Source organism: Blautia caecimuris, assembly GCF_024622975.1.
Taxonomy (GTDB): domain Bacteria; phylum Bacillota; class Clostridia; order Lachnospirales; family Lachnospiraceae; genus Blautia_A; species Blautia_A caecimuris.
The window spans coordinates 42,022-67,880 of sequence record NZ_JANJZT010000021.1; the positions used below are offsets into that span (position 1 = coordinate 42,022).

At 44.4% G+C, this 25,859-nt stretch carries 29 protein-coding genes; 27 read left to right on the forward strand and 2 right to left on the reverse strand.

Annotated elements, in window-relative coordinates; genetic code table 11:
- Together recG and NSA57_RS13210 are read left to right on the forward strand one after the other, a co-directional pair.
- On the forward strand, window positions 1-2,052 hold the full coding sequence (gene recG / locus NSA57_RS13205) for an ATP-dependent DNA helicase RecG (protein WP_257465064.1): 2,052 nt from the start codon (window positions 1-3) through the stop codon (window positions 2,050-2,052).
- Window positions 2,053-2,165: 113 nt separating this feature from the next.
- Window positions 2,166-2,606, forward strand: a complete 441-nt coding sequence (locus NSA57_RS13210; protein WP_257465065.1) for a DUF6465 family protein — start codon at window positions 2,166-2,168, stop codon at window positions 2,604-2,606.
- Between the two features lie 58 nt (window positions 2,607-2,664).
- On the opposite strand, the gene NSA57_RS13215 is transcribed toward NSA57_RS13210, so the two are convergent.
- The gene (locus NSA57_RS13215) at window positions 2,665-2,892 is read right to left on the reverse strand and encodes an alpha/beta-type small acid-soluble spore protein (protein ID WP_147599017.1); all 228 of its coding nucleotides are present in this window, start codon (window positions 2,890-2,892) and stop codon (window positions 2,665-2,667) included.
- A gap of 261 nt (window positions 2,893-3,153) precedes the next feature.
- Here NSA57_RS13215 and NSA57_RS13220 point away from each other — a divergent pair, with 261 nt between their 5' ends.
- The 4 genes from NSA57_RS13220 to NSA57_RS13235 are packed head-to-tail and all read left to right on the forward strand — an operon-like array spanning window position 3,154 to window position 5,245.
- Window positions 3,154-3,549, forward strand: coding sequence for a methylglyoxal synthase (locus NSA57_RS13220; protein ID WP_147599016.1), 396 nt, complete (start codon window positions 3,154-3,156; stop codon window positions 3,547-3,549).
- Window positions 3,546-4,100, forward strand: coding sequence for a 16S rRNA (guanine(966)-N(2))-methyltransferase RsmD (gene rsmD, locus NSA57_RS13225; RefSeq protein WP_173752109.1), 555 nt, complete (start codon window positions 3,546-3,548; stop codon window positions 4,098-4,100). The genes NSA57_RS13220 and rsmD overlap by 4 nt, the downstream gene beginning before the upstream one ends.
- Window positions 4,101-4,108: 8 nt before the next feature.
- Window positions 4,109-4,603, forward strand: a complete 495-nt coding sequence (coaD, locus tag NSA57_RS13230; RefSeq protein WP_147599014.1) for a pantetheine-phosphate adenylyltransferase — start codon at window positions 4,109-4,111, stop codon at window positions 4,601-4,603.
- A 12-nt stretch (window positions 4,604-4,615) separates the two neighbouring features.
- Window positions 4,616-5,245, forward strand: a complete 630-nt coding sequence (locus tag NSA57_RS13235; protein ID WP_147599013.1) for an ATPase — start codon at window positions 4,616-4,618, stop codon at window positions 5,243-5,245.
- On the opposite strand, the gene NSA57_RS13240 is transcribed toward NSA57_RS13235, so the two are convergent.
- Entirely contained in the window at window positions 5,222-6,163 is a 942-nt protein-coding gene (locus NSA57_RS13240; RefSeq protein WP_257465066.1) for a nucleoside recognition domain-containing protein, read from the reverse strand. The genes NSA57_RS13235 and NSA57_RS13240 overlap by 24 nt on opposite strands.
- 88 nt (window positions 6,164-6,251) lie before the next feature.
- On the opposite strand from NSA57_RS13240, the gene NSA57_RS13245 reads away from it, so the two are divergent.
- The 21 genes from NSA57_RS13245 to NSA57_RS13345 all read left to right on the forward strand — a co-directional run bounded on the left by NSA57_RS13245 (window position 6,252) and on the right by NSA57_RS13345 (window position 25,763).
- Entirely contained in the window at window positions 6,252-7,697 is a 1,446-nt protein-coding gene (locus NSA57_RS13245; RefSeq protein WP_147599011.1) for an aminoacyl-histidine dipeptidase, read from the forward strand.
- Window positions 7,694-8,023, forward strand: a complete 330-nt coding sequence (locus tag NSA57_RS13250) for a TIGR04076 family protein (RefSeq protein WP_147599010.1) — start codon at window positions 7,694-7,696, stop codon at window positions 8,021-8,023. Before NSA57_RS13245 ends, NSA57_RS13250 begins: the two co-directional genes overlap by 4 nt.
- A gap of 105 nt (window positions 8,024-8,128) precedes the next feature.
- Window positions 8,129-8,941, forward strand: coding sequence for a M23 family metallopeptidase (locus tag NSA57_RS13255; protein WP_257465068.1), 813 nt, complete (start codon window positions 8,129-8,131; stop codon window positions 8,939-8,941).
- Window positions 8,942-9,024: 83 nt separating this feature from the next.
- A complete protein-coding gene (locus tag NSA57_RS13260) occupies window positions 9,025-9,831 on the forward strand; it encodes a GTP pyrophosphokinase (RefSeq protein ID WP_147599009.1) in 807 nt (268 codons plus the stop codon).
- Between the two features lie 10 nt (window positions 9,832-9,841).
- Window positions 9,842-11,797, forward strand: a complete 1,956-nt coding sequence (locus tag NSA57_RS13265; protein ID WP_257465069.1) for a YgiQ family radical SAM protein — start codon at window positions 9,842-9,844, stop codon at window positions 11,795-11,797.
- 16 nt (window positions 11,798-11,813) lie between these two features.
- Window positions 11,814-12,437 carry a hypothetical protein gene (locus NSA57_RS13270; RefSeq protein WP_257465070.1) on the forward strand — a complete coding sequence of 208 codons (624 nt, stop codon included), beginning with the start codon at window positions 11,814-11,816 and terminating at the stop codon, window positions 12,435-12,437.
- 7 nt (window positions 12,438-12,444) lie between these two features.
- The gene (locus tag NSA57_RS13275) at window positions 12,445-13,437 is read left to right on the forward strand and encodes an RluA family pseudouridine synthase (RefSeq protein ID WP_173752112.1); all 993 of its coding nucleotides are present in this window, start codon (window positions 12,445-12,447) and stop codon (window positions 13,435-13,437) included.
- Window positions 13,421-13,978 carry a signal peptidase I gene (gene lepB, locus NSA57_RS13280; RefSeq protein ID WP_147599005.1) on the forward strand — a complete coding sequence of 186 codons (558 nt, stop codon included), beginning with the start codon at window positions 13,421-13,423 and terminating at the stop codon, window positions 13,976-13,978. The genes NSA57_RS13275 and lepB overlap by 17 nt, the downstream gene beginning before the upstream one ends.
- Window positions 13,979-13,985: 7 nt before the next feature.
- The gene (locus NSA57_RS13285; RefSeq protein WP_147599004.1) at window positions 13,986-14,519 is read left to right on the forward strand and encodes a Holliday junction resolvase RecU; all 534 of its coding nucleotides are present in this window, start codon (window positions 13,986-13,988) and stop codon (window positions 14,517-14,519) included.
- 85 nt (window positions 14,520-14,604) lie between these two features.
- A complete protein-coding gene (hisZ, locus tag NSA57_RS13290) occupies window positions 14,605-15,723 on the forward strand; it encodes an ATP phosphoribosyltransferase regulatory subunit (protein ID WP_257465071.1) in 1,119 nt (372 codons plus the stop codon).
- A 1-nt stretch (window position 15,724) separates the two neighbouring features.
- Window positions 15,725-16,366: an ATP phosphoribosyltransferase gene (gene hisG, locus NSA57_RS13295; RefSeq protein ID WP_257465072.1), complete on the forward strand. Its 642-nt coding sequence runs from the start codon at window positions 15,725-15,727 to the stop codon at window positions 16,364-16,366.
- Window positions 16,367-16,397: 31 nt separating this feature from the next.
- Complete coding sequence (gene hisD, locus NSA57_RS13300; RefSeq protein ID WP_173752113.1) at window positions 16,398-17,696, forward strand: histidinol dehydrogenase; 1,299 nt, start codon at window positions 16,398-16,400, stop codon at window positions 17,694-17,696.
- A gap of 9 nt (window positions 17,697-17,705) precedes the next feature.
- On the forward strand, window positions 17,706-18,293 hold the full coding sequence (gene hisB / locus NSA57_RS13305) for an imidazoleglycerol-phosphate dehydratase HisB (protein ID WP_147599000.1): 588 nt from the start codon (window positions 17,706-17,708) through the stop codon (window positions 18,291-18,293).
- A gap of 24 nt (window positions 18,294-18,317) precedes the next feature.
- On the forward strand, window positions 18,318-19,601 hold the full coding sequence (gene hisIE, locus NSA57_RS13310; protein WP_147598999.1) for a bifunctional phosphoribosyl-AMP cyclohydrolase/phosphoribosyl-ATP diphosphatase HisIE: 1,284 nt from the start codon (window positions 18,318-18,320) through the stop codon (window positions 19,599-19,601).
- A gap of 55 nt (window positions 19,602-19,656) precedes the next feature.
- Window positions 19,657-21,618 carry an outer membrane protein assembly factor BamB family protein gene (locus NSA57_RS13315; RefSeq protein ID WP_257465073.1) on the forward strand — a complete coding sequence of 654 codons (1,962 nt, stop codon included), beginning with the start codon at window positions 19,657-19,659 and terminating at the stop codon, window positions 21,616-21,618.
- Window positions 21,619-21,944: 326 nt separating this feature from the next.
- Window positions 21,945-22,724, forward strand: coding sequence for a hypothetical protein (locus NSA57_RS13320; protein ID WP_147598998.1), 780 nt, complete (start codon window positions 21,945-21,947; stop codon window positions 22,722-22,724).
- 193 nt (window positions 22,725-22,917) lie between these two features.
- A complete protein-coding gene (locus tag NSA57_RS13325) occupies window positions 22,918-23,517 on the forward strand; it encodes an alpha/beta hydrolase (RefSeq protein WP_257465074.1) in 600 nt (199 codons plus the stop codon).
- Between the two features lie 67 nt (window positions 23,518-23,584).
- Window positions 23,585-23,962 carry a hypothetical protein gene (locus NSA57_RS13330; RefSeq protein ID WP_257465075.1) on the forward strand — a complete coding sequence of 126 codons (378 nt, stop codon included), beginning with the start codon at window positions 23,585-23,587 and terminating at the stop codon, window positions 23,960-23,962.
- 6 nt (window positions 23,963-23,968) lie between these two features.
- The gene (locus tag NSA57_RS13335; RefSeq protein ID WP_257465076.1) at window positions 23,969-24,130 is read left to right on the forward strand and encodes a hypothetical protein; all 162 of its coding nucleotides are present in this window, start codon (window positions 23,969-23,971) and stop codon (window positions 24,128-24,130) included.
- 5 nt (window positions 24,131-24,135) lie between these two features.
- Complete coding sequence (locus NSA57_RS13340) at window positions 24,136-24,825, forward strand: response regulator transcription factor (RefSeq protein WP_257465077.1); 690 nt, start codon at window positions 24,136-24,138, stop codon at window positions 24,823-24,825.
- Window positions 24,822-25,763, forward strand: coding sequence for a sensor histidine kinase (locus tag NSA57_RS13345; RefSeq protein WP_257465078.1), 942 nt, complete (start codon window positions 24,822-24,824; stop codon window positions 25,761-25,763). Before NSA57_RS13340 ends, NSA57_RS13345 begins: the two co-directional genes overlap by 4 nt.
- Window positions 25,764-25,859: the final 96 nt, after the last annotated feature.

Consider the following 25,859-nt stretch of genomic DNA (forward strand, 5'->3'; position numbering starts at 1 on the left):
ATGGGAGAAAGTTTAAGAACTCTGAAAGGAGTGGGAGAAAAAACGGAGAAGCTGTTTCAGAAAATAGGTATTTCTGACACGGAATCCCTTCTCCGGTATTATCCCAGGAATTATGATGAGTATGAAATGCCGGCAGATATTGCAGATCTTAAAGAGGGGACGGTGAAAGCCGTCTCCGCTGCAGTATGTTCCGGCGTTTATGTAAATCCGGTACGAGGAAAACAGGTCGTTTCTATTACCGCATGCGACAGTACAGGAAGGATCTCCATTACCTGGTTTAATGCTTCCTATCTGAAAAATACTCTGAAAAAGGGAAGTGTTTTTGTATTCAGAGGAAGAGTGATCAGACGGCAGGGCAAGCTTCAGATGGAACATCCTGAAATTTTTACCCCTGCAGCCTACGAGGAGATCCTTCACAGCCTTCAGCCGGTCTACGGGCTTACGGCAGGTCTTTCCAATAAAACCATTGTAAAGCTGCTTCACCAGCTTCTGAAACAGCAGTCACTGAAAAGCGAATATCTTCCGGAAGAGATCAGGGAAAAATATCAGCTTTCAGATATCAACTATGCGCTCCGCACCATCCATTTTCCCCAAAATATGGATGAGCTTCTTGTATCAAGAAAGCGCCTGGTATTTGATGAATTTCTGTTTTTTATTCTTTCTGTCCAGCTTCTGAAAGAAAAAACAGAAGAGGCGGTGAATCTGTTTCCCATAAAAAAAACATGGACAACAGAGCAGGTGATCGAAAATCTTCCCTACAGGCTTACCAGCGCCCAGCTGAATACCTGGCATGAGATCGAGCGGGATCTTTCCGGGCAGTCTCTGATGTCCAGGCTGGTGCAGGGAGATGTGGGAAGCGGAAAGACGATCCTTGCCTTTCTTGCCATGATCCTGACCTTTGAAAATGGATACCAGTCTGCGCTTATGGTGCCCACAGAGGTTCTTGCCCGCCAGCACTTTGAGGCGTTTCAGACACTTGTCCGGGAACAGGGGCTGGATATTCCGGTTGTTCTTCTTACCGGTTCTAATACGGCAAAGGAAAAAAGACTGATTTATGAAAATATCAGGGAGGGAAAGACCTCTGTGATCATAGGAACCCATGCGCTGATCCAGGAGGCTGTGCAGTATCGGGATCTTGCCCTTGTGATCACAGATGAGCAGCACCGTTTTGGTGTAAAACAAAGAGAGGCTCTGGCAACCAGGGGGAATCCTCCGAACATTCTTGTTATGAGCGCAACCCCTATTCCGAGAACTCTTGCCATTATTCTGTACGGCGATCTGGATATTTCTGTGATCGACGAACTGCCGGCAAGAAGGCTTCCTATAAAAAACTGTGTTGTAGATACTTCCTACCGCCCAAAAGCCTATCGTTTCATTGAACGTCAGATACGGGAGGGCCGCCAGGCATATGTGATCTGTCCTATGGTAGAAGAAAGCGAGGGTATGGAAGCGGAAAATGTCCTGGATTATACAAAAAAATTAAAAGATGCTCTGCCGGAGGATATTTCTGTGGAGTTTCTTCATGGAAAAATGAAACCAAAGGAAAAAAACAGGATCATGGAAGAATTTGCAGCCGGAAGCATCCAGGTTCTTGTTTCCACAACTGTTGTGGAGGTAGGCGTCAACGTTCCGAATGCAACTGTGATGATGATAGAAAATGCCGAGCGCTTCGGTCTTGCCCAGCTTCATCAGCTCCGGGGACGGGTGGGACGCGGAGAATATCAGTCTTACTGTATTTTTATTCAGGGCAGTCAGGAAAGCACCACATCCAAACGTCTGGAGATCCTTGGGAAATCAAATGATGGTTTTTATATTGCGGCAGAAGATCTGAAGCTTCGGGGACCGGGAGACCTGTTCGGCATCCGTCAGAGCGGACTGATGGAATTTCGTATCGGAGATATTTACAATGATGCAAATATTCTGAAAAATGCCAGCGAGGCTGCCGCGCAGATTCTTGCTCTGGATCCGGATCTTTCTCTGGAACAGAACCTTCCTCTTAAGGAACAGCTTGATTTCTGCAGGGAAGACGGACCGGAAAATTTTGGACTTTAGGAGATACAATCCTGCAATATCAGGACTTTAGTGAAATAAATTGTTGCAAAAAAACAAAAAACGTAGTATTCTAGTACCGTAATAATTTTATTTCACCTTGTAAGGAGGCTATTATGGCTACAAGAACAACAACAAAGAAAGCAGAACCTAAGACAACAACTGCAAAAACGGCTATCGAAAAAGAGGCTCCTGCAAAGACTGCTGCAGAACCGGCAAAAGTGGACGCAGCTACAGCTAAAAAAAACACTGAGAAAACAACTGCCAGAAAAACAGCAGCAAAGAAAACCGCAGAAAAATCTGTCTCTGCAAAGAAACCGGCGGTAAAAAGAACTGCAGCAAAGAAGACAGCATCAGTAAATGCAGAAGTATATGTACAGTTCTGGGGCAAAGAGGTGTATGCAAAGGATATCGTGGAAAGCGTTAAGAAGATATGGACTGACGAGATGGGCAAAAAAGAATCAGAGCTGAAAGACCTGAAAGTATACATTAAGCCGGAAGATAACGGAGCACATTATGTCATTAACGGTGACATCACAGGCTTCCTTGGTTTATAAGAAACAGAAAAAAGCTCAGGGGACAGTTGTCACCTGAGCTTTTCTTCTGACCGTATTCTTAGAACTGGCTGTTCTGAACACCGCCGGACATCTGACGTTCCTGTTCAGCAATCATTTTACGGACCATTTCACCGCCTACAGATCCGTTCTGTTTAGATGTCAGGTTTCCGTTGTAACCGTCAGTAAGCGGCACGCCAAGCTCATTGGCAACCTCAAATTTGAAACGGTTAAGAGCACCCTTTGCTTCCGGTACAGTTACTTTGTTAGAAGAACTTGTGTTTGACATGATTCATTTCCTCCTTGGTTGTTTTTGTTATTTGGATGTTACACTGGTAGTATGTGAAATTTACGGAATAATACACTAGAATATACTGTCTCTGCTTCCAGAAATTTGAAATTATTAATTTTCTGTGAATTTTGTATATTCTATAAGATTTAATTGCGTTTTTTTTGGACATTTGTTATAATATCAAGGGAAATAAAGAATGTATAAAGAAGAAAAATAAAGAAACTATAAAATGTATTGGTGAGAATGGAGAGATGATCAATGAATTTAGGAATCATTGCACACAACAGTAAAAAAGTACTTATTGAAGATTTTTGTATCGCTTATAAGAATATTCTCGCTAAGCATGAAGTTTATGCCACGGGAACCACTGGAAGAAGGATCGAGGAGGCTACAAACCTGCATGTGCATAAATTTCTTGCAGGCAGCATAGGCGGTGACAAACAGTTTATGGAAATGATCGAGCGCCAGGATCTTGACATGGTGATCCTGTTTTATAATCCGGCAATGCTTGATCCCAAGGAACCGGATATTGCATCCATTACCATGCGCTGCGATCAGTATAATATACCGGTGGCTACCAATATAGCTACCGCAGAACTTCTGATCCTCGGACTTGCACGCGGGGATCTGGATTGGAGACTGAATCTTAAATGAGAGTAATTGCAGGAAAAGCCCGCCGTCTTCCTCTGAAGACACTGCCGGGTTCAGATACACGGCCCACCACGGACCGTATAAAAGAAACTTTATTTAATATACTTCAGCCGGAAATACCGGACTGTTCTTTTCTGGATCTTTTCAGCGGAAGCGGCGCCATTGGTATTGAGGCTTTAAGCAGAGGCGCCGCATCTGCTGTATTTGTAGAAAAAAATCCGAAAGCCTGCTCCTGTATCAGAGAAAATCTGACATTTACAAAACTTGCGGAAAATGGTAAACTGTTAGCCATGGATGCATTACAGGCACTGCGTTCCCTGGAGGGACGCCAGGTGTTTGACTGCATTTTTATGGATCCGCCCTATGAAAAAGGCCTGGAACGTCAGGTTCTGGAATATCTGGCGGAAAGTACACTGGCAGATGAACATACGCTGATCATAGCAGAGGCAGATCTTCACACGGATTTTTCCTATGTGGAAGAAATCGGTTATGAGATCAGCCGCTCCAAGGAATATAAAACCAACAAGCATGTTTTTCTGTACAAAAGAAAGTGAGAATACACATGGTAACAGCAGTTTATCCGGGAAGCTTTGACCCGGCCACCTACGGTCATCTGGATGTGATCCGCAGGGCCAGCGTTTCTTTTGACAGAGTGGTAGTGGGAGTTTTGCATAATTCTGCAAAAAGTCCGTTGTTTTCTGTGGAAGAACGTGTTAATATATTAGAAAAGGCGACAAAGGACATCCCAAATGTTATTATAAAGCCATTTAACGGGCTTTCTGTTAATTTTGCAAAAGAGAATGAAGCCCAGGTTATAGTGCGCGGACTTCGTGCGGTTACAGATTTTGAATATGAGCTGCAGATGGCACAGACAAACCGCGTTCTGGCACCGGATGTAGATACGGTATTCCTGACCACAAGTCTGGAATATGCCTATGTCAGCTCTACGATCATGAAGGAAGTTGCCCGCTTTGGCGGTGATTTAGCGAAATTCGCACCGCCTGAGATTATTCAGGCTCTGCATTCCAAGATGCAGGAACAAAATGAAGAGAAATAAGGAGAATGTACAATGAGCAGCAGAATTGAACAGATTATTGACGACATTGAGGAATTTATAGACAGCTGTAAATACCAGCCTCTGTCTAATACAAAGATTATTGTAAACAGAGATGAGATCGATGAGCTTATAAAAGAGCTTCGCCTGAAAACACCGGATGAGATCAGACGTTACCAGAAGATCATCAGCAATAAGGATGCGATTCTGGAGGATGCACAGTCCAAAGCAGACGCGATCATTGCAGATGCACAGGCTAAGGCTCAGGAGCTTGTTACTCAGCATGAGATCATGCAGAAGGCTTATGCACAGGCAAATGATACTATTAATGCAGCCAATAAGCAGGCTCAGGAAATCCTTGATTCTGCCACACAGGATGCAAACAGCATTCGTCTCAGCGCGATCACTTATACAGATGATATGATGGCAAGCATCGGCTCTGTTCTGAATCAGACACTTGAGGATGCCGGCGGCAAATATAAGAGCTTTATTGAAGCCCTTCAGACCTGTCTGGATGTTGTAAATCAGAACCGCCAGGAGCTTGCTCCTCAGACTGCGCAGGCAGCAGCGATCACCGGAACCTATCACGACAGTGAACCGATTCCGGAGGAGGATGAGCTGTTAGACGACCTTGAGGAAAACTAAGGCACAGATAGCAGTAATTGCTGCGTTGAGGCATTTTGCAGAAATATAAGGCAGAACAGAAAGATCTCTGTGAAGAAGACTTTTTGTCTGCGCGAGAATACAGACTCCGCCAAAAGCAGCCATGGGCATGGAGCAGAGATATCTGAAAACAGGAGACAGGTCTGATCTTGCAAGCTGATGAAGTCCGGTTGTAAGTTCCAGGGCACCCAGAAACAGATATTCTGTCATTTCCCCTGCACTCCAGTAATGCCTGATAAAGGCAGACAGGATCGAAAACAGGAGAATATAACCACCCAGCCGGGTGATTGTTTCAAAACCATTCATAATGGAGGCATCCAGCAGAGTTCCGGTAACACCGGGCGCGGATGGCTCCTTATTTTTTTTATCAGAAAAATTATCCGGAGTTTTTGTATGGTTTCTGTAAACAAAAAAACGGAAGATAACCATAGTGAGGAAGCTGGCTAAAATCAGCGGCCCATAGATAAGCCGGGGGTGAAACCTGTCATTGAGACAGATATGAATCAGATATGTATAAATAAAAACAGGACTGGCATGATTGGTAAAGGTAAGAAGATATTCCGCTTCCCTTCGGCTGATCCTGCCGCAGCCATACAGGTCTGAGGTGATCTTGGTTCCCATAGGATAGCCGCACAGAAGTCCAAGAAGCAGGGCGTAGGCTCCTGAGGGGGAGATGCCGAATACATGGCTCCACACAGGAGCCAGAGGCTTCAGAAGTTTTTCGGCTGTTCCTGTATGAATGAGGATCCCGGTAAGGATAATAAAAGGAAGAAGCGTGGGAAACAGGGTGTTCAGCCACAGCTTCAGGCCATCTCTGGAAGCGGCTAATGCCTCTTCCGGAAAACGCAGCAAGAATATCAGCAGCAGGAGAGTACCTGCAGTATAAAAAATTCGCTTCATATACAACCATCGTTTTTTCTTTAATATATGGTTTGTATCAAATAAATATGAAGAATTTTCATAATCACATGAAATGGAGGAACAGAACATGAGAGCATTGGAAAACTGTGAACCAAAACGGGTATTTTATTATTTTGAGGAGCTTTGCAAGATTCCTCATGGTTCCGGAAATACAAAGCAGATCAGTGATTATCTGGTAAGCTTTGCAAAAGAACACGGACTTGAATATGTTCAGGACGAGATGAATAATGTTGTGATTTACAAACCGGCAACAGAAGGCTATGAGGATGCGCCGGCAGTGATCCTTCAGGGACATATGGACATGGTATGCGAAAAAAGACCGGATGTAGATCATGATTTTACAAAGGATCCTTTAAATATTTCTGTAAAGGACGGATATGTAACGGCAAACGGAACAACCTTAGGCGGTGATGATGGGATCGCTGTGGCTTACGGCCTTGCGCTTCTGGAAAGTAAAGACCTTGCACATCCTGCGCTGGAGGTTCTGATCACCGTTGATGAGGAGATCGGTCTTCTTGGCGCGGAAGGCTTTGACTGCAGCGTCTTAAAGGGAAAAAGACTGATCAATCTGGATTCTGAGGCAGAAGGAAGTCTGTGGATCAGTTGTGCAGGCGGCCTTTCCGGTATCAGCACCATTCCTGTACAGAGAGTGGAGGCAGAAGGTCAGAAAGCAGCAGTAAAGATCACAGGACTTATGGGCGGACATTCCGGAGCGGAGATTGACAAAAAGCGTGCCAATGCCAATGTTCTGATGGGAAGATTCCTTTACAGCCTTCAGCAAGAGACTGCTTATGAGATCATTTCTCTGGCAGGCGGTCAGAAGGACAATGCCATTACAAGAGAAGCAGATGCAGAGCTTCTTGTGGAGGATATAAATTCAGTAAAAGCATGTGCGGAAAAGCTTCAGAAAGGCTTCCGTGAAGAATATGCAGGAACAGACGAGGGCATCACAGTTGAAATTACAGATCTTGGCGTTGCCTCTGCAAAAGTTCTTCATCCTACCAGCAGAGAAAAAGTTCTGTTTTTCCTGATGGAAGTACCTTTTGGCATCCAGAAAATGAGCGGAAGCATTGACGGTCTGGTGGAAACCTCTACAAATATCGGAATCGTGAAGCTTGGAGAGGATGAATTCCTGGGAAGCTCCAGTGTCAGAAGCTCTGTTGAGGCAGCAGGAGCAGCTCTTTCCGATAAGATCTGCTATCTGACAGAATTCCTCGGAGGAGAATATACTGTTCAGGGAGCTTATCCGGCATGGGAATACCGGAAAGACTCTCCGTTGAGAGACCAGATGGTTGAGGTTTATGAGGAAATGTATGGAGAAAAACCAAATGTTGTGGCAATCCATGCAGGTCTTGAGTGCGGTCTGTTCTACAAAAAAATCGAAGGACTGGACTGCGTTTCCCTTGGACCGAACATGAAAGATATTCATACATCTGAGGAGGTTCTTGATATTGCCTCCACAGAGCGCGTATGGAAATATCTTGTAAAAGTCCTGGAATCTCTCAAAAAATGAAAAAAGTAAGAATTACAGTTCTGCGTAAAGAATTTTATCCGGAGTACGCAGATGAGTATCTGACAGAGGGACAGTCTGTGGGTCCGTGCCCTTTACTCGAGGTTGGGGATGAATTTATTTTTGAGGGCAGCGCGAAAATGCCGGAGGGATTTTGTCCGTGGGCCTGGATTGATATTTACAGAAGTGTCAGTGCAATGTCATCCGGTTCCAGCAATAAACCGTGGACGAAAAAGGATGGACAGACAATTGTATGCTGCACAGATGGAGTACGCCCGGTAGTGTTTTGTGTAGAAGCTTTCGGGGAAAATGATGAATCTGTGGAGTAAAATATAATACGGTATAAAAAGCGCCGCTGTGGAATGTATTTCTGCAGCGGCAATTTTCGTTTTTCTTCCGCATATATTAAACTGCAGGTTTGAGCTGGAGGATTTATGAAAAGAAAAAAGATGTTTCTGATAATTACCGGATTTTTTTATCTTCTGTTTCTTACAGATCTGGAAGGGATCATACGGGATCGGAGCTGCGCCTCAGTTTTATCCGGAGATGTTCTGAAAAGTGAAAAATTCCGGGAGCAGAGGATGTCCGGTGAGCTTTATAAAAAGCTGCATAAATCTTCCGGAGAAAGTGGGGACTGGATTTCTTTACTGACTGCTTCCATGGCGGAAGGGGGATTTTATCCTGAGAAGGTTTCCGAAAATCAGGAGCTTTACAGAAAATATAAACCGGAGGAATTTCAGCTTCTTCTGAATGCTTACCGGGCAGTGTGGGAGGATGTGAGATATTTTCCCGTTGCTTCTTCAGAAATTGTTTTTGAAAATACCTGGATGGCAAAAAGAGAATATGGGGGAAACCGGAGCCACGAAGGGACGGATCTGTTTGGAACGGTTCGTGAGTCCGGATATTATCCTGTTATCAGTATGACAGACGGCACAGTGGAACAAAAAGGATGGCTTCCTCTGGGCGGCTACCGGATCGGCATCCGTTCTCCTCATGGGGGATATTTTTATTATGCGCATCTTTCCGGATATGAAGCAAATATCAGAAAAGGGCAGACGGTTGCTGCCGGAGACATTCTGGGATATATGGGAAATACCGGATACGGATCTGAGGGAACCAGAGGGAAATTTCCGGTACATCTTCATCTGGGAATCTATATTGAAGTTCCCTTTCAAAAAGAGCTGAGTGTAAATCCATACTGGCTTCTGAAAATTTTTGAGAAAAAAATCAGAAACTATACATATTAAATTACATAATCTTTTAAAAGTATGCTATAATATGCAGGAGTATCAAAGTGTACTCCGGTATTTTCCTGCAAGGAGTGATTTATATGGAAATACAGTTATGGAGAAGTATTTTATGCCCTTACCAGCTTGCTGTCAGAGAGCTGACAGTAAAGTTCGAGCATATGATAGAGGAGCATAAAAAAAATGATCTTTATTCGCCTATTGAGCAGGTTAGCGGGCGTGTAAAAAGTGTTACCAGTATTCTGGAAAAAATGCAGCGCAAGCATATCCCCATGGAACGGATGGAAGAGGAAGTGGAGGACATTGCGGGAATCCGTATCATCTGTCAGTTTGAAGAGGATATTGATACAGTGGCGGCTCTGATCCAGAAACGCAGTGACATGCAGATAAAAAGTGAAAAAAACTATCTGAAGCATATTAAACAGAGCGGTTACAGAAGCTATCATCTGATCATTTATTATACGGTGGAAACCATTGAGGGACCCAAAACCATTCAGGCGGAAATCCAGATCCGTACCATGGCAATGAATTTCTGGGCAACCATCGAGCATTCGCTTCAGTACAAATATAAGGGAGAAATGCCCATGCATGTGGCAGAGCGCCTCAGCAAGGCTGCGGATGCCATTATCGCGCTGGATCAGGAAATGTCTTCTGTGCGAAACGAGATCATGGATGCACAGAATTCTTCCAGAATGCAGTCCAATCTTGTAAAAGATATTCTTTCCAGCATTGAGAATCTTTATAAGAGTTCCAATAAACGGGAGGTGGAAAAGATCCAGGATGAATTCCTGAGGGTGTTCCGAACCAAGGATCTTCAGCAGCTTGAGCGGTTCCACAGACAGCTTGATATTATCGCAGAGGGCTATCGCGCCCAGTCAGTGGCAAATTAGGAGCAGATACATGCATGAATTTTTACCAGTAACAGCACAGGAAATGAAAGACCGGGGATGGGAACAGGTGGATTTTGTTTATCTGACAGGAGATGCCTATGTAGACCATTCTTCTTTTGGCAGTGCCATTATCAGCAGGCTGCTGGAAAGCCACGGCTACCGGGTTGGCATCATTCCTCAGCCTGACTGGCGGAAAAAAGAAAGTATCCAGGTGTTCGGGGAACCGCGCCTGGGTTTTCTTGTGACCGCTGGAAATATGGATTCCATGGTGAATCATTACACCGTGTCAAAAAAACACCGCCAGAAAGACTCGTATTCTCCCGGAGGCGTCATGGGACTGCGTCCGGACATGCCTACAGTGGTTTACAGCAATCTTATCCGTCAGACCTATAAGCATACCCCCATTATTCTTGGCGGGATCGAGGCAAGCTTAAGACGTCTGGCCCACTATGATTACTGGGAGGACCGGGTAAAAAGAAGTGTGCTTCTTGATTCCGGCGCAGATCTGATCTCTTACGGAATGGGAGAACATTCTATCATTGAAATTGCAGATGCCCTGAACAGCGGTATTCCGGTAGAAGAGATCACCTACATACCAGGTACTGTTTACAAAAGTAAAACAACAGATACCGCCTATGACCCAGTGGCGCTTCCGTCTTTTGATCAGGTCAGAGACAGCAAAGAAGCCTATGCGGAAAGTTTTTCCGTTCAGTACAGAAATACAGATCCTTTTACGGCAAAACCGCTGATCGAGGATTACGGCACACGGGGCTATGTGATCCAGAATCCTCCTGCGCTGCCGCTCAGTACTCAGGAGATGGATGATGTTTATGATCTTCCCTATATGGGAACCTGGCATCCGATGTACGACAGTCAGGGGGGGATTCCGGCTCTGGATGAAATCCGGTTCAGCCTTACCAGCAACCGCGGATGCTTCGGAGGCTGCAGCTTCTGCGCCCTTACCTTTCACCAGGGAAGGATCCTGCAGACAAGAAGCCATGAATCTATTTTAAAAGAAGCAGAAAAAATGACGGAGGATCCGGCATTTAAAGGATATATCCACGATGTAGGAGGCCCTACGGCAGATTTTCGCCAGCCTTCCTGTCAGAAACAGCTGACAAAGGGCGTATGCCAGAATCGGCAGTGCCTTTTTCCCACGCCCTGCAAAAATCTTACGGCAGATCACAGCGACTATGTGACGCTTCTTGGGAAGCTCCGGAAGATTCCTGGGGTAAAAAAAGTATTTATCCGTTCCGGAGTGCGGTTTGATTATGTAATGGCAGATAAAAATCCTGCGTTTTTACAGGAACTGGTCCGTCATCATATCAGCGGACAGCTTCGGGTAGCGCCGGAGCATGTGTCAGACCAGGTGCTCCATTATATGGGAAAGCCTTCTCATAAGGTTTATCAGGATTTTCTGAAAGCCTATGAAAGGGAAAACAAAAAAACAGGGCAGAAGCAGTACGCAGTGCCGTATTTTATGTCCTCTCATCCCGGATGTACCATGAAGGAGGCGGTAAAGCTTGCGGAATATGTAAGAGATCTGGGATTTACACCGGAACAGGTGCAGGATTTTTATCCTACGCCTTCCACGCTTTCCACCTGCATGTATTATACAGGAATCCATCCTCTTACAAAGGAAAAGGTTTATGTTCCGAAAAATCCTCATGAAAAAGCCGTTCAGAGAGCTTTGATGCAGTATAAAAATCCGGCAAACCGGTCGCTTGTTCTGGAAGGGCTGAAAATGGCAGATCGGATGGATCTTGTAGGTTTCGGACCAAAATGTCTGATCCGCCCGGAGCGAAAGAACAACGACGGGGGAAAGGCAGGCAGAAAAGGGCACCCTGGAGAGAAAAACTCTGCCGGTAACAGAAAAGGAAAATCACGGGAAGTATCAGGGAAAAATTTTGCCGGAAAATCTGTAAAAAAAACAATACGTAATACACATAAGAAAAAAAACAGATAGAATGAAGGAGAATCACATGAGCAAAAAAAAAGCCGGGAAACATGCCAAAAAGGGTGAATTCGGTTACGTTGCAGCAGAGAAGAAACGAAAATTTCTGATCACATCCATTCTGTTTGCAGTGCCGCTTCTGATCTTTTTTACGGCAATGATTTATTTTAAAACAAGACTGACCATCTGGACGGTGATCGCTGTTGTGGGCTGTCTTCCTGCCTGCAAAATGCTGGTGAATCTTATTATGCTGTTTCGCTGTCCGTCCATGGATCCACAGATCTACAGTCAGATTCAGGACCATTGTGGAAGCCTGGTCATGTCCTATGAAATGTATATGACTTTTTATGAAAAAAGCGCGTTTATTGACGCCTTTGCCATTTGCGGCAATCTGGTGGTGGGATACAGCAGCGATCCTAAGATAGACACTGCCTTTATGGAAACGGAAGCCCGGAAAATTCTGAAAGGCAACGGATACCGGGCAAATGTAAAAATATTTAAAGACCTCAAGCCGTTTCTGGACCGTCTGGATTCCATGAACGAGCATAAAGAGTCTCTGGAGGAAGGAATCAAATTCCGGCCGGATGAGCGTTATCCGGAGCTTTCCAGAAATGAACTGATCCGCCATACGATTCTGGCGATCTGTCTGTAGGTGAAATATGAAGCAGTTTACAATCAACGGAAACGAGGCGGGGCAGCGTTTTGACAAGTATCTGGCAAAGCTTTTAAGAGAAGCGCCAAAAAGCTTTGTATATAAAATGCTCCGCAAAAAAAATATTACTCTGAACGGCAAAAAGGCAACAGGCAATGAAAAGCTGAACCAGGGGGACGAGATCAGGCTTTTTTTAAGCGATGAAACCTATCTGAAGTTCAGCGGAAAAGAAGCTGCGCCCAGGGCAAGTACGGATCTGGCGGTTATTTATGAAAACAGAGATATCCTTCTGATCAATAAACCGGCAGGAATGCTTTCCCAGCCGGATGAAACAAAAGAGCCTTCCCTTGTGGAGTATGTGACAGGCTATCTTCTGGACACCGGCGCTGTGACAGAGGAAGAACTGATCACCTTCCGGCCATCTGTGTGCAATCGTCTGGACAAAAATACCAGCGGACTTGTGGCGGCAGGAAAAAGTCTGGCAGGGCTTCAGGCTCTCTCAGAGCTTTTTCATGACAGGACCATCCATAAGGATTATCTTTGTATCGTAAAAGGTGTGTTAAAGGAACAGACGCATATCCGGGGCTATTTAAAAAAAGACTCCCGATGCAACAAGGTTACTGTATATAAAAATAAAGTTCAGGATGCCCAGCCTGTAGAGACTGTGTACACACCTCTTGGCAGCAATGGAAGGACAACACTTCTGAAGGTACGACTGGTTACAGGAAGAACTCATCAGATCCGGGCGCATCTGGCCTCCCGGGGATATCCCCTTATGGGAGACAGTAAATACGGAGACAGGGAGTTTAATAAAAAATGCCGGGAGCGTTATGGTCTGAGACACCAGCTTCTTCATGCATTCAGCCTGACCTTCCCTCATCTGGAGGGAGACCTTTGTGAGGTTTCGGAAAAAAACTTCCGCGCAGAGCTGCCGGAGCTTTTTGAGCACATTATAAAAGAAGAACATTTAGAGGAGAGTTATCATGAAAATCTGGAATGAAATCTGGGATTATGTAAAAATGATCATAATCGTAGTGGTTGTGGTGCTTTTTGTCAATAATTTTATTCTCATCAATGCAAAAATTCCTTCTGAGTCCATGGAAAATACCATTATGACAGGGGACCGTGTATTTGGATTCCGTCTTGCCTATGGACTGAATGTGGATCTGTTTGGAAACCATATTTCCAAAAAAGTAAAGGATCCGGAGCGTTTTGACATTATTATCTTTAAATATCCGGATGATGAAAGCCAGCTGTTTATCAAGCGTCTGATCGGCCTTCCGGGAGAGACCGTGGAGATCAGAGACGGAAAGGTCTATATTGACGGAGCCCTGGAGCCGCTGGATGACAGCTTTGTTCCTGAGGTGCCTACCGGAGACTACGGACCATATAAGGTTCCTGAGAATTCTTACTTTATGCTTGGAGACAACCGGGAAAATTCAAGGGATTCCAGATTCTGGGACAACACCTTTGTCACCTTTGATCAGATCGTGGGAAAAGCAGTGCTCCGTTATTTCCCATCCATTAAAATCCTGAAATAAGGAGCGGATTATGGCATGGGTCAGCAGAGGACTCCGGGGTTCTACTCTGGAGGAGCTTGTCAATCGTACAAATGAACAATATGCAGAAAAAAAACTGGCACTGATACAGAAGATCCCCACTCCTATTACGCCTGTGCGTATGGACAAAGATCATCACCAGATCACTCTGGCGTATTTTGAACAGCGCAGTACCGTAGATTATATCGGTGCTGTGCAGGGAATTCCTGTGTGTTTTGATGCAAAGGAATGCAGCACAGATACGTTTCCTTTAAGCAACATTCATTCACATCAGGTCGCCTTTATGAAAGCGTTTGAAGAGCAGGGAGGAGTGGCATTCTTTTTGCTCTTTTTCAGCAGTGAGGATATATTTTATTATCTTCCTTTACGCCAGCTTTTAATTTTCTGGGAGCGCATGGAAAAGGGAGGCAGAAAAAGCTTCCGCAGAGAGGAACTGGAACAGCAGTTTTACCTTCCGAGACAGAGCGGATTTTTTGTTCCCTATCTGGAGGGACTGAAAATGGATCTGAATTTACGGGATTGACAAGTGGTTTCGCATTTATTATAATCTTATTATTTAATATAGTATCGCAGTAGCGAACTAAAGTAATAATAAGGAGGAAGGAAGCATGCAGAGGATTTTTCATACACCTGAGGGCGTCCGGGATATATACGGCAGAGAATGCAGGCAGAAGCATGAACTGAAACGCCGGATCCGCAGTGTATTTCAGAAATACGGCTATGAAGAGATAGAAACACCCACATTTGAATATTTTGAAGTATTCAGTCAGGAGGTAGGGACGGTTCCGTCCAGAGAGCTTTATAAATTTTTTGACAGAGACGGAAATACGCTTGTACTGAGACCGGACTTTACACCCTCGGTATCAAGAGCCTGCGCTTCTTATTTTTCTCCGGATCAGGAGCCGGTTACTCTGTTTTATACAGGACAGACCTTTATAAACAGCTCCAGCTATCAGGGCAGGCTGAAAGAGATCACCCAGATGGGTGTGGAGCGGATCGGGGACGATTCTCCCGAGGCTGACGCAGAGCTTCTGGCAATGACAGTGGAAGCGCTTCTGTCCTGTGGATTAAGAGAATTTCAGGTCAGTGTGGGACAGGTGGACTATTTTAAATCTCTGCTGAAGGAAGCAGGTCTTGAAAAAGAGGCAGAAGAACATCTGAGAGCGCTGATCTCAGAAAAAAATTACTTCGGCGTGGAGGAACTGGTAGAAGAACAGAAGCTTTGTCCCCAACTGGCAGCAGTATTTCAGGAGCTTCCTCATCTTTTTGGTTCTGTGGAAGTACTGAAAAAAGCCAGAAGCCTTACAGATAATCAGTCAGCAGTCCGGGCAGTGGAGCGTCTGGAACGGATCTATGAGCTTCTGAAGGTTTACGGATATGAAAAATATATTTGCTTTGATTTTGGAATGGTAAGCCGGATCCAGTATTATACAGGGATTATTTTTCAGGCTTATACCTATGGAACAGGAGAACCGCTGGTAAAGGGCGGACGTTATAATGAGCTTCTGAAGCACTTTGGCGCGCCTGCCGCTTCTGTGGGCTTTGTGATCATGGCAGACAGTCTTCTTACTGCGCTTTCCAGACAAAAGATAGAGATCCTTCCCGATGAAGAACCCTATGTTCTCACCTACACAGAGGAAACTCTGGAGGAAACTCTGGTAAAGGCGCAGCGTCTGAGAAAAGAAGGGCGTTCTGTGTCTCTGAGAAAAAAGAAGGAGGGCTTATAATATGAGATATCTTACCATTGCCCTGACAAAAGGCCGTCTTGCTCAGAAAACTCTGGATATTTTTGAAAAGGTGGGAATTACCTGTGAAGAGATCCGGGACAAAAATTCCCGGAAGCTGATTTTTGTCAATGAGGAACTGAAGCTTAAGTTTTTTCTGGCAAAGGGTCCGGATGTACCCACATATGTGGAATATGGAGCGGCCGATATCGGCATTACCGGAAAGGATACGATCATGGAGGAGGGACGAAGGCTTTATGAGGTTATGGACCTGGGGTTCGGGGCCTGCCGTATGTGTGTGTGCGGGCCGGAAAGTGCAAAGGAGCTTCTCCATACCAACCAGCTGATCCGGGTGGCAACCAAATATCCCAATATTGCAAAAGACTATTTTTATAATAAAAAGCATCAGACAGTTGAGATCATCAAGCTGAACGGCTCCATTGAGCTGGCGCCTATTGTAGGGCTTTCTGAGGTGATCGTAGATATTGTGGAAACCGGAAGCACTCTGAAAGAAAACGGTCTGAAGGTGCTGGAGGAGGTATGTCCTCTGTCAGCCAGAATGATCGTAAACCAGGTCAGCATGAAAATGGAGGATGAAAGGATCCGGAAGCTGATCAGAGAGCTTCGGGACGTGATCAGTCAGTAGTTTATACAGACAGAAAAAGGGGGAACTGCTTATGCGTACAGTAACGCTTACAAAAGAGACAACAAAAGATATTCTGGAAAATCTTCTGAAAAGAAGCCCGAATCAGTACGGCAGCTACGAAACCGCGGTCAGGGAAATTCTTGCAAAGATCCAGGAAGAGGGAGACGGGGCGCTTTTTGCATACACGAAGAAATTTGACCGGGCGGAAATCACAGAACAGAATGTACGGGTTACGGATGAGGAAATCCGCGAAGCCTATGAGACTGTGGATCCGGCTCTTGTGGATGTGATCCGGAAGTCTCTGGTAAATATCAGAAACTATCACGAAAAACAGAAGCAGAACAGCTGGTTTACTTCCTCTGAGGATGGCACCATGCTGGGACAGAAGGTAACTCCCCTTGAAAAGGTAGGCGTTTACGTTCCGGGAGGAAAGGCGGTTTATCCATCTTCCGTTCTTATGAACATTGTTCCTGCAAAGGTGGCAGGAGTGGACCGGATTATTATGACAACACCTCCGGGGCCGGATGGGAAGGTGAACCCTTCCACTCTTGTGGCAGCAAATGAGGCCGGAGCAGATGAAATTTACAAGGCGGGAGGCGCTCAGGCAATCGGAGCTCTTGCCTATGGAACACAGAGTATTCCAAAGGTAGATAAGATTGTAGGGCCGGGAAATATTTTTGTTGCCCTGGCAAAAAAAGCAGTTTACGGACATGTGAGCATTGACTCCATTGCAGGTCCAAGCGAGATTCTTGTTCTTGCAGACGACAGCGCGAATCCGCGGTTTGTGGCAGCAGATCTTCTTTCCCAGGCAGAGCATGACGAACTGGCGTCTGCTATTCTGATCACAACAAGCAGAGAACTGGCTGAAAAAGTAAGCTGTGAGGTGGATGAGTTTGTGAAGCGCCTTTCCAGAAAAGAAATCATTCAGAAGTCTCTTGACCAGTTCGGATATATTCTTCTGGCAGAAACCATGGATCAGGCGGTGGAGGCTGCCAATGCCATTGCTTCTGAACATATGGAAATCGTGACCAGAAATCCTTTTGAGGTAATGATGAAGGTCAGAAATGCCGGAGCTATTTTTATCGGGGAATACAGCTCAGAGCCGCTGGGAGATTATTTTGCAGGCCCCAACCATGTGCTTCCCACAAACGGAACTGCCAAGTTTTTTTCACCTCTTTCTGTGGATGATTTTATTAAAAAATCCAGTATTGTCTATTATTCCAGGGAAGCGCTGAAAAAGATCCATAAAGATGTGGAGCAGTTTGCAGCTTCCGAACAGCTTACTGCCCATGCAAATTCCATTGCAGTAAGATTTGAGGGTGAGGAATAAGGAGGAGCTATGACAAGAGAAGCATCCATTGAACGAAACACAAAAGAAACAGAGATCAAGCTGAAGCTGAACCTTGACGGAACCGGGTATTCGGACATTATTACCGGCGTGGGATTTTTTGACCATATGCTGGACGGATTTGCCAGACATGGACTTTTTGATCTGTGTATCCGTGTTCACGGGGATCTGCAGGTAGACGATCATCATACCATAGAAGATACAGGGATTGTTCTGGGAACAGCCATTAAAGAGGCAGCTGCAGACAAAAAAGGAATACGGCGGTACGGAAGCTGTATTCTTCCCATGGATGAAGTGCTGGTACTCTGTGCTATAGACCTGTCCGGACGGGCTTATTATTCTTCAGACGCAGAGTTTTCCTGTGAAAAAATCGGAGATATGTCTTCTGAGATGGTAAGAGAATTTTTTTATGCAGTTGCTGTAAACAGCGGAATGAACCTTCATTTTAAGGTTCTGACAAACGGAAACAGCCATCATCTTGCAGAAGCCATGTTTAAAAGCTTTGCAAAGGCCCTTGACCAGGCGCTTTCCCGTGATGAGAGGATCACGGATGTGCTTTCTACAAAGGGAAGTCTGTAAACACCTGATAAAAGGAGAAAATCTATGACAAATAAACGATTGATTCCCTGCCTTTATCTGGAATCCGGCAGGGCGGTAACAGGATTCGGCCAGAGAAATCTTTTTGGAGACGGAGACGTAGAAGCTCTGGCAGGCTTTTACAGCGATAATGGCGCAGATGAACTTCTTGTTTTTGACTTTTCTTCCGGGGATGAGGAGCATGAAAAGGCCATTGCCCGGATCCGGGAGATCTGCGCCGTCTCAGAAATACCGGTTATGGCAGCAGGTAATATCAACCGAATGGAAGATGTAAAAAAACTGATCTATGCAGGCTGCGCCAAGGTTGCTCTGAATTTTTCCAAGCAGAGTAATATAGAACTTCTGGAAGAAATGTCCAAACGGTTTGGTCAGGAAAAAATGTATGTATGTATTTCTTCTCCTGAGGAATTTACAGAGAATAAAGATCTGATCGAAGATTATGCAGGAGGTATCCTGGCTCTGGATGCGGTACAGAACGAGGTGGAAAAGGCTTCGTCCATGCAGGTGATCCTCCATACGGAGGAAAATCATAAAGAGACTCTGATGGAGCTTATGAAACAAAAGGCTGTGGGCGGTTTAAGCGGAGCTTTTGTAAGCGCTTCTGACACAGATCTTACTGAATTTAAGGAGCTGTGCAGAAAAAACGGGATTCCCGTGAATATTTCTGAAAGCGCGATCTCATGGTCGGAATTTAAGCTGAACAGCGATGGTCTGATTCCGGTAGTGGTTCAGGATTATAAAACAGACGAAGTGCTGATGCTGGCCTATATGAACGAAGAAGCCTTTCAGACCACTCTTGACAGCGGAAAAATGACCTACTGGAGCAGAAGCCGTCAGGAACTGTGGACCAAGGGATTGACTTCAGGGCATGTACAGTATGTAAAATCCCTTACTCTGGACTGCGATAATGATACGATTCTTGCAAAAGTAGCTCAGGTGGGCGCTGCCTGCCATACAGGAAACAAAACCTGTTTTTTTAAGCCGCTTATGAAAAAGGAATATGACGATACCAATCCTCTCAGGGTCTTTCAGGAGGTATATGATGTGATCCTTGACAGAAAGGAACATCCAAAGGAAGGCTCTTATACCAATTATCTTTTTGATAAAGGCATTGATAAAATCCTGAAAAAAGTAGGAGAGGAATGCACAGAGATCGTCATTGCTGCCAAGAATCCGGACAAGGATGAAATGAAATACGAAATTTCAGATTTTCTTTATCATGTCATGGTACTGATGGCAGAAAGGGGCGTGACTTGGGAGGAGATCACCAGAGAGCTGGCAAGAAGATAAAGACATAGGAAAGGCCGGGTTTCTGGCCTTTTGTCATGTATAAAGGAGCAAACGTATGAAACAGAAAAAATATTCTCATGTAAGAAAAAGTAACTACCGTCCGCCCAAAAATCATTCCCCGCAAAAACATCCGGAAAAAAGAATGCGGGAGGAGCGTGAGTATGTAAGGAGCATATCCCGTTCCAGATCAGCTGCTGACAGAAGAACAGCCTCTCGGAAACATGCCTCGTCTTATGGAAGTGTGCCGGAACGCAGACATCCCCGGAAGCATTCCTCGCCTTCAAGACTGATCTTGTGGAAAAAAACCGGAAAAATAAAAGCAGGTCTTCTGCTGCTGGTAATCTGTATCATAGGATGTTCAGCTATTTTTCTGGTGCGCAGTCTGGGAACCGGGGAAGCCGGAGATCATAAAAAGTCCGTGCAGACTGCAGCCAAAAAGAATGATGCCCAGGATCAGCCCCTTGATATACAGAAAACAGAAGAGATCGCTTTTGATCCCCGAAGTACGGAGGCGACCAGACCGGAGAAGCTGATCGAGTACACAGAGCTGGAAGTAGACGGAACTCTGATGGAGAATGTGGATGGCTACGCTGCGGATCAGGAAATTGCTTTTGGAATGGGAGACAAGTACACAAAAGCAGATGGGATCGTTACTTTCCGCGGAAATAATTTCCGGGATACGGCTGCGTTTGGAACAGCAGATATAAAAGAAAATACTCTGTCCAAAATCTGGTCAAAGGATACGGGTTCTCTTTCTTCAGGAGATACGGTGTGGACCGGAAGCGGATGGACCGGTCAGCCTCTGATGCAGAAGTGGCCAAAGGAGATCCGGTCCCATATGAATATGTACGACTGGGCGAAAGAAAAAGAAAATCTTGTGGAAGTGATCTACGCCTGCATGGACGGATATGTTTACTTTCTTGATCTGGAAACCGGAAAAGAAACCAGAGACGCCCTGTATCTTGGCTATACCTTCAAAGGTTCCGGAGCGCTGGATCCCAGAGGCTATCCGATCCTCTATGTGGGAGCAGGATATAACAGCGATGAGGGAACTGCCCGGGTCTTTGTGGTGAATCTTCTGGACTGCAGCACCATGTATACCTTTGGGGACAATGATGAATTTTCTCTGAGGGGAAGTCTGAGCTTTTTTGATTCCTCACCTTTAGTGGATACAGAAACAGATACTTTGATCTATCCCGGCGAAAACGGCATTCTTTATCTTATTAAGCTGAATACTCAATACGATCCGGAAGCGGGAAGTCTTTCGATATCTCCGGGAAAAACTGTGAAATGGCACTACTACGGCACTAGATCTTCAGAAGAAACCTTCTGGGTGGGAATGGAAGACAGCGCCGCCATATATAAAAATTATATTTTTATGGCAGATAACGGCGGAAATATGATGTGTCTTGATCTGAATACCATGAAGCTTGTATGGGTTCAGGACATTCTGGATGATTCCAATTCAACGCCGGTGCTTTCTGTAGAGAACGGGCATCTGTATCTTTATGTAAGCACCTCTTTCCGACTGGGATGGAGAAGCTATGATTCTGCCACCATTCCTGTCTGGAAGCTGGATGCGGAAACAGGTGAGACCGTCTGGCAGACGGATTATCAGTGCTATACCGATGACGGCGTTTCCGGCGGTGTCCAGTCCACCATTGCCTCAGGCAAAAATAATCTTTCGGATTATATTTATGTGACTGTATCCAAAACAGAGGACAATGCCTCCGGCGTGCTTCACTGCCTGGACAAAAAAACAGGAGAGCTTGTGTGGGAGCATAAGTCAGGCTATGCCTGGTCCTCCCCGGTGTGCGTGTATGATAAAAAGGGAAACGGCAAAGTTCTCTACTGCAGCAGCGATGGAAATATGTATTTCCTTGACGGCAGGACCGGACAGGTATACGACACTCTTTCTCTCAGCGAAGGTGTGATTGAATCCTCCCCGGCCGTCTATGGAAGCACAGCGGTTGTGGGAACAAGAGACTGCAAGATCTGGGGTGTGGAGCTTCAGTAAAAAAGTATATTCTGGTGATTTAAAAGGATGGTTTTCCGGAAAACGGAACGCTGTCCTTTTTTGAGTTTTTCATCCCTGAGAAATCTTCAGACAAACAGAATAGGAGTTTTATCTGAAAATAAAACATATACAAAAAACATCTGGTAATATATAATGCTATTATAAATTACAGACAAAGAAAAGGACGCATAACAGGAAAAGGATCTGAACGGTAAATGAATCCCTGAAATGCTGTATTTTATTTCTGATATCATGCTGTAGGATATGGATAGCGATTGGAATGTTGATGATTCAGTATATGTAAAAAATGAGAAGGAGACAGGTTTATGGAACTGAAAAAGGTATGGATGTCCCCGGAGACCGGGAAGAAAAGTCAATATGGGTATCGGGCGGTTGGCGGTATTCTTGGAATTGTGTTTCTGATGACAGTGTTGCTTTTTACAGGAACGTTTCTGTCTCTTTCTTTTGGATTGCCTCAGCAAAGTTTTTCTATGATTCTGGTACTTTTTGCCACTGCCCTGAGTATTGCGCTGGCGGTACGTATGGGATATCGGGGAATGCAGGATGCCACAATTTTTTTTCTGACAGAAAATGACCGTTTATGGGTTATGGATGCCCGCGGGCTTTCCAGTCATGGGGATGGATTTCTGGGATTCGCTATCAGCTCCATGGAAACCCAGGCGTTTTTACGCAGGCAGGGGAAACAGCCTTTTCTCCCAAAAGGAGCAGATGAAATCCTGAAGGTATTAAGTATTAAAGAAAACCGCAGTCATTATGCTTTCCGATGCCAGGCATGTCATTCTGACAGACATGTGGTGCGGCGCACGTATTTTCTGGTTAAAGGAATTCAGGATGAACAAATGCTGTTACAGGAGCTGGAGCGGAGAAAAACCTGGGAGAATGTGCTGGAGCCGGCTGAGAACAGAAATCCTCTGTATATTCTTCTCAGCGGAGCTGCCTTCATCTTCTGTGTTATCCTGTGTATTCTGAGCCATCCGTCTGTTGCCAGGATGTCCGGTGAGATTTATTTTCCCTGTATGGGAGCTTCTATGGTAACATTTTGTTTTTTGCTTTACTTTATTATCCGCCAGCACCGTGGCGAATAAATAGCAGGAATATGGTTTGAATTTCTTTAATGATAAGCATCAGCCGCATTGTAAAAATAGAGGATACAGAAAAGAAAATTCTGAAAATTACTGCTGAGTTTGTGAAATTCCACAGTTACAGCTTCTTGAAGCATTGCATGGCAAAATCCAAAAGGACTATGAAATTTGAAATAACAAAAGAGAGGAAAAGGACTTGAAAAAAGCAATTATATATATCCATGGAAAAGGCGGGAATCATCGGGAAGCTGAACAATACAGGCAAAACTGTCTGGAGTGCAATATTTACGGGGTGGATTATCAAGATGATTTCCCCTGGGTTGTACAGGAAAAAATTCTGGATGTTTATAACCGGTTAAATAAAAAATATGACTGTATTTATGTGCTGGCAAACAGTATTGGCGCTTATTTTTCCATGCATACCCTGCAAAAAGCTGATATTAAAAAGGCTTTTTTTATATCACCGATCCTTGATATGGAGCGCCTGATTCTGGATATGATGAGATGGGCAGAGGTATCAGAGGATGAATTGGCTGAAAAAGAAGAGATTCCTACAGATTTTGGAGAAACCCTGTCATGGAAATATTTCTGTTATGTCAGAGAGCATCCTATATCATGGGAAATACCTACAGAGATTCTGTATGGGGAAAATGATTCTATGACAACACTTCAGACAGTGAAAAAGTTTATGGATTCACATGAGGCACACCTTACGGTTATGAAAGGCGGAGAGCATTGGTTTCATACGAAGGAGCAGCTTGCCTTTCTTAATGACTGGATGAGAAGTGTTGTCTGACAGCCTGAGAAAAAGATGATGAAAGTCTGCAGGCTCTCAGTTTGCAAGATAGGAGGAAAAACACTTTATGTTTGGATTTAAAAAGAAAAAGCAGAAATCATTGTGGATCATGGCAAAAGATGTGATGGATCTTATTCAATCAGATTATGAGGCAGATATGTCTTTTACCCTGATAGAATTTCATTATCAGGGAGGCGCGTATCTTATGGGATCCTGTATCATTCCCCCGGATGCAGAAGAACGGAAGGAAAATATATCTTTTGTGTTTCAGGATCAGGCATATCAGACCTTTGAAGAGTTTCAGGAAAATGCCTGTATCGGGGGGATCAAGATTTATGAACTGGAAGAACCTGTTGAGATTGTACGGGCAGGGATCGTTGGCAATGACACAATGCTTAAGACTCCATGGGGTGACACCAGACTGGCCAAAAAGGCTTTGAGATAGTAACATATGGGAGAAAAAATAATGAAAAGCGGCAGAAACAAAGAAAAAATAATAGAGCTTATATCAAACTTTCCTGTGATACCTGGGCACAGAGATTCCGGATGTGGTTTGAAAAAAAGGCTTATGTGGAATCCGATGAAATTGACTGACGGCGTAGAAAGGAAATAATACATATGAAAATTTTCCTGATTGAAGATGATAAAGAAATAAGCAAAATGTTACGCAGCTATCTTATGACCGAAAATTTTGAGGTTGTTTGTGCTTCGGACGGACAAATGGCCTGTGAGGCTTTTGACACAGACACTTACAGTATTGTTCTACTGGATCTGATGATTCCGAAACTTACAGGTATGGATGTGATGAAACACATTCGTAAAAAGAGTACGGTTCCGATCATCATTATATCAGCAAAAGATTCAGATTCAGACAAAACCCTGGGGCTTGGCCTTGGAGCCGATGACTATATTACAAAACCATTTTCTGTAACAGAAGTTATGGCGCGCATTAAGGCAAATATACGGAGGAGTACCGAATATACTGTCATACAGCCGGAGCATACGAAATTTGTATGGGGAAAACTGACTATGGATCTGGAAAATCACACCGTTACAAAATCAGGGAAGATTGTTGAGCTGACTGCAAAAGAATTTGACATTTTACGACTGCTGCTGGAACATCCTCAAAAGGTTTACACAAAGGCTCAACTTTATTCCATGGTCTGGAATGATGCCTATATGGGGGATGAAAATGCTGTCAATGTCCATATTAGCCGTTTGCGAAATAAGATAGAGGATGATCCCCGGAAACCACAGACTGTTGTAACTGTATGGGGAATTGGCTATAAGCTGGGGGCGTCGGTATGAGCGATGAGATAATGATATTCTGCCTGACTGTCTGTATTATATTTCTGGCCGGCATTGTCATATATCAGCAGTTTGCATTTCATACCGGAACCAAAGCAAAACTCCGTGAGATCAGCTGTAAATTAAAACAAATACTTGACAGCAACAGTGACGAAAAGGTGATGATATTTACTGACAATAAGGTATTAGTTGAACTTGCGGAACAAATCAACCGGATGTTGGAAAATCGGCAAAAAATAAAGGTAGAGTACCGGCGGTCTGAAATGGCGTCCAAAAGGATGCTTTCCAATATTTCTCACGATATTAAAACTCCCATGACAGTGATTCTTGGATATTTGGAAATCATGCGCCTGAACGGTATTCAAAGCAATGAAATGATGCAAAAGATAGAAAATACCGCACATCATGTCATGGAACTGATCACTCAGTTTTTTACTCTTGCAAAATTAGAGGCCGGGGATATGGATCTGACATTGGAAAAAGTGAATGTAAATGAAGCCTGCCGGGAAAATATTCTGGATTTTTATGAACTGCTTTCACAAAAAGAGTTTCAGGTGGAAATAGACATACCTGAGCAGACATTCTATACAAATACGAATAAAGACGCGCTGCAAAGAATGATGTACAATTTAATTTCCAATGCAATCCGGTACGGCAGAGAGGGAAAATATCTGGGTGTTTTTTTGTGGGCTGACCAGGCACATATTTATATAGACATTGCAGACAGGGGGCCCGGGATTGAAAAGGAATTTGCAGAGTCTGTGTTTGACCGTCTGTTTACAATGGAGGATTCCAGAAACAGCTCCATGCAGGGGAATGGATTGGGACTGACAATTGCCAAAAATCTTGCCCTGCAGCTAGGCGGCGACATCACTTTCGTAAGTCAGCCATATCAGAGAACAGTATTTACCATCACATTAAAGAAAATGGCCTGTTAAAAATACGGGCCATTTTTTCAGGAAAGAAATTCGTAAGATTTATTCAAGAGTTTTGAAAACTGAACAATCTATAATGTTAATGGAAAGGAGGGCTGG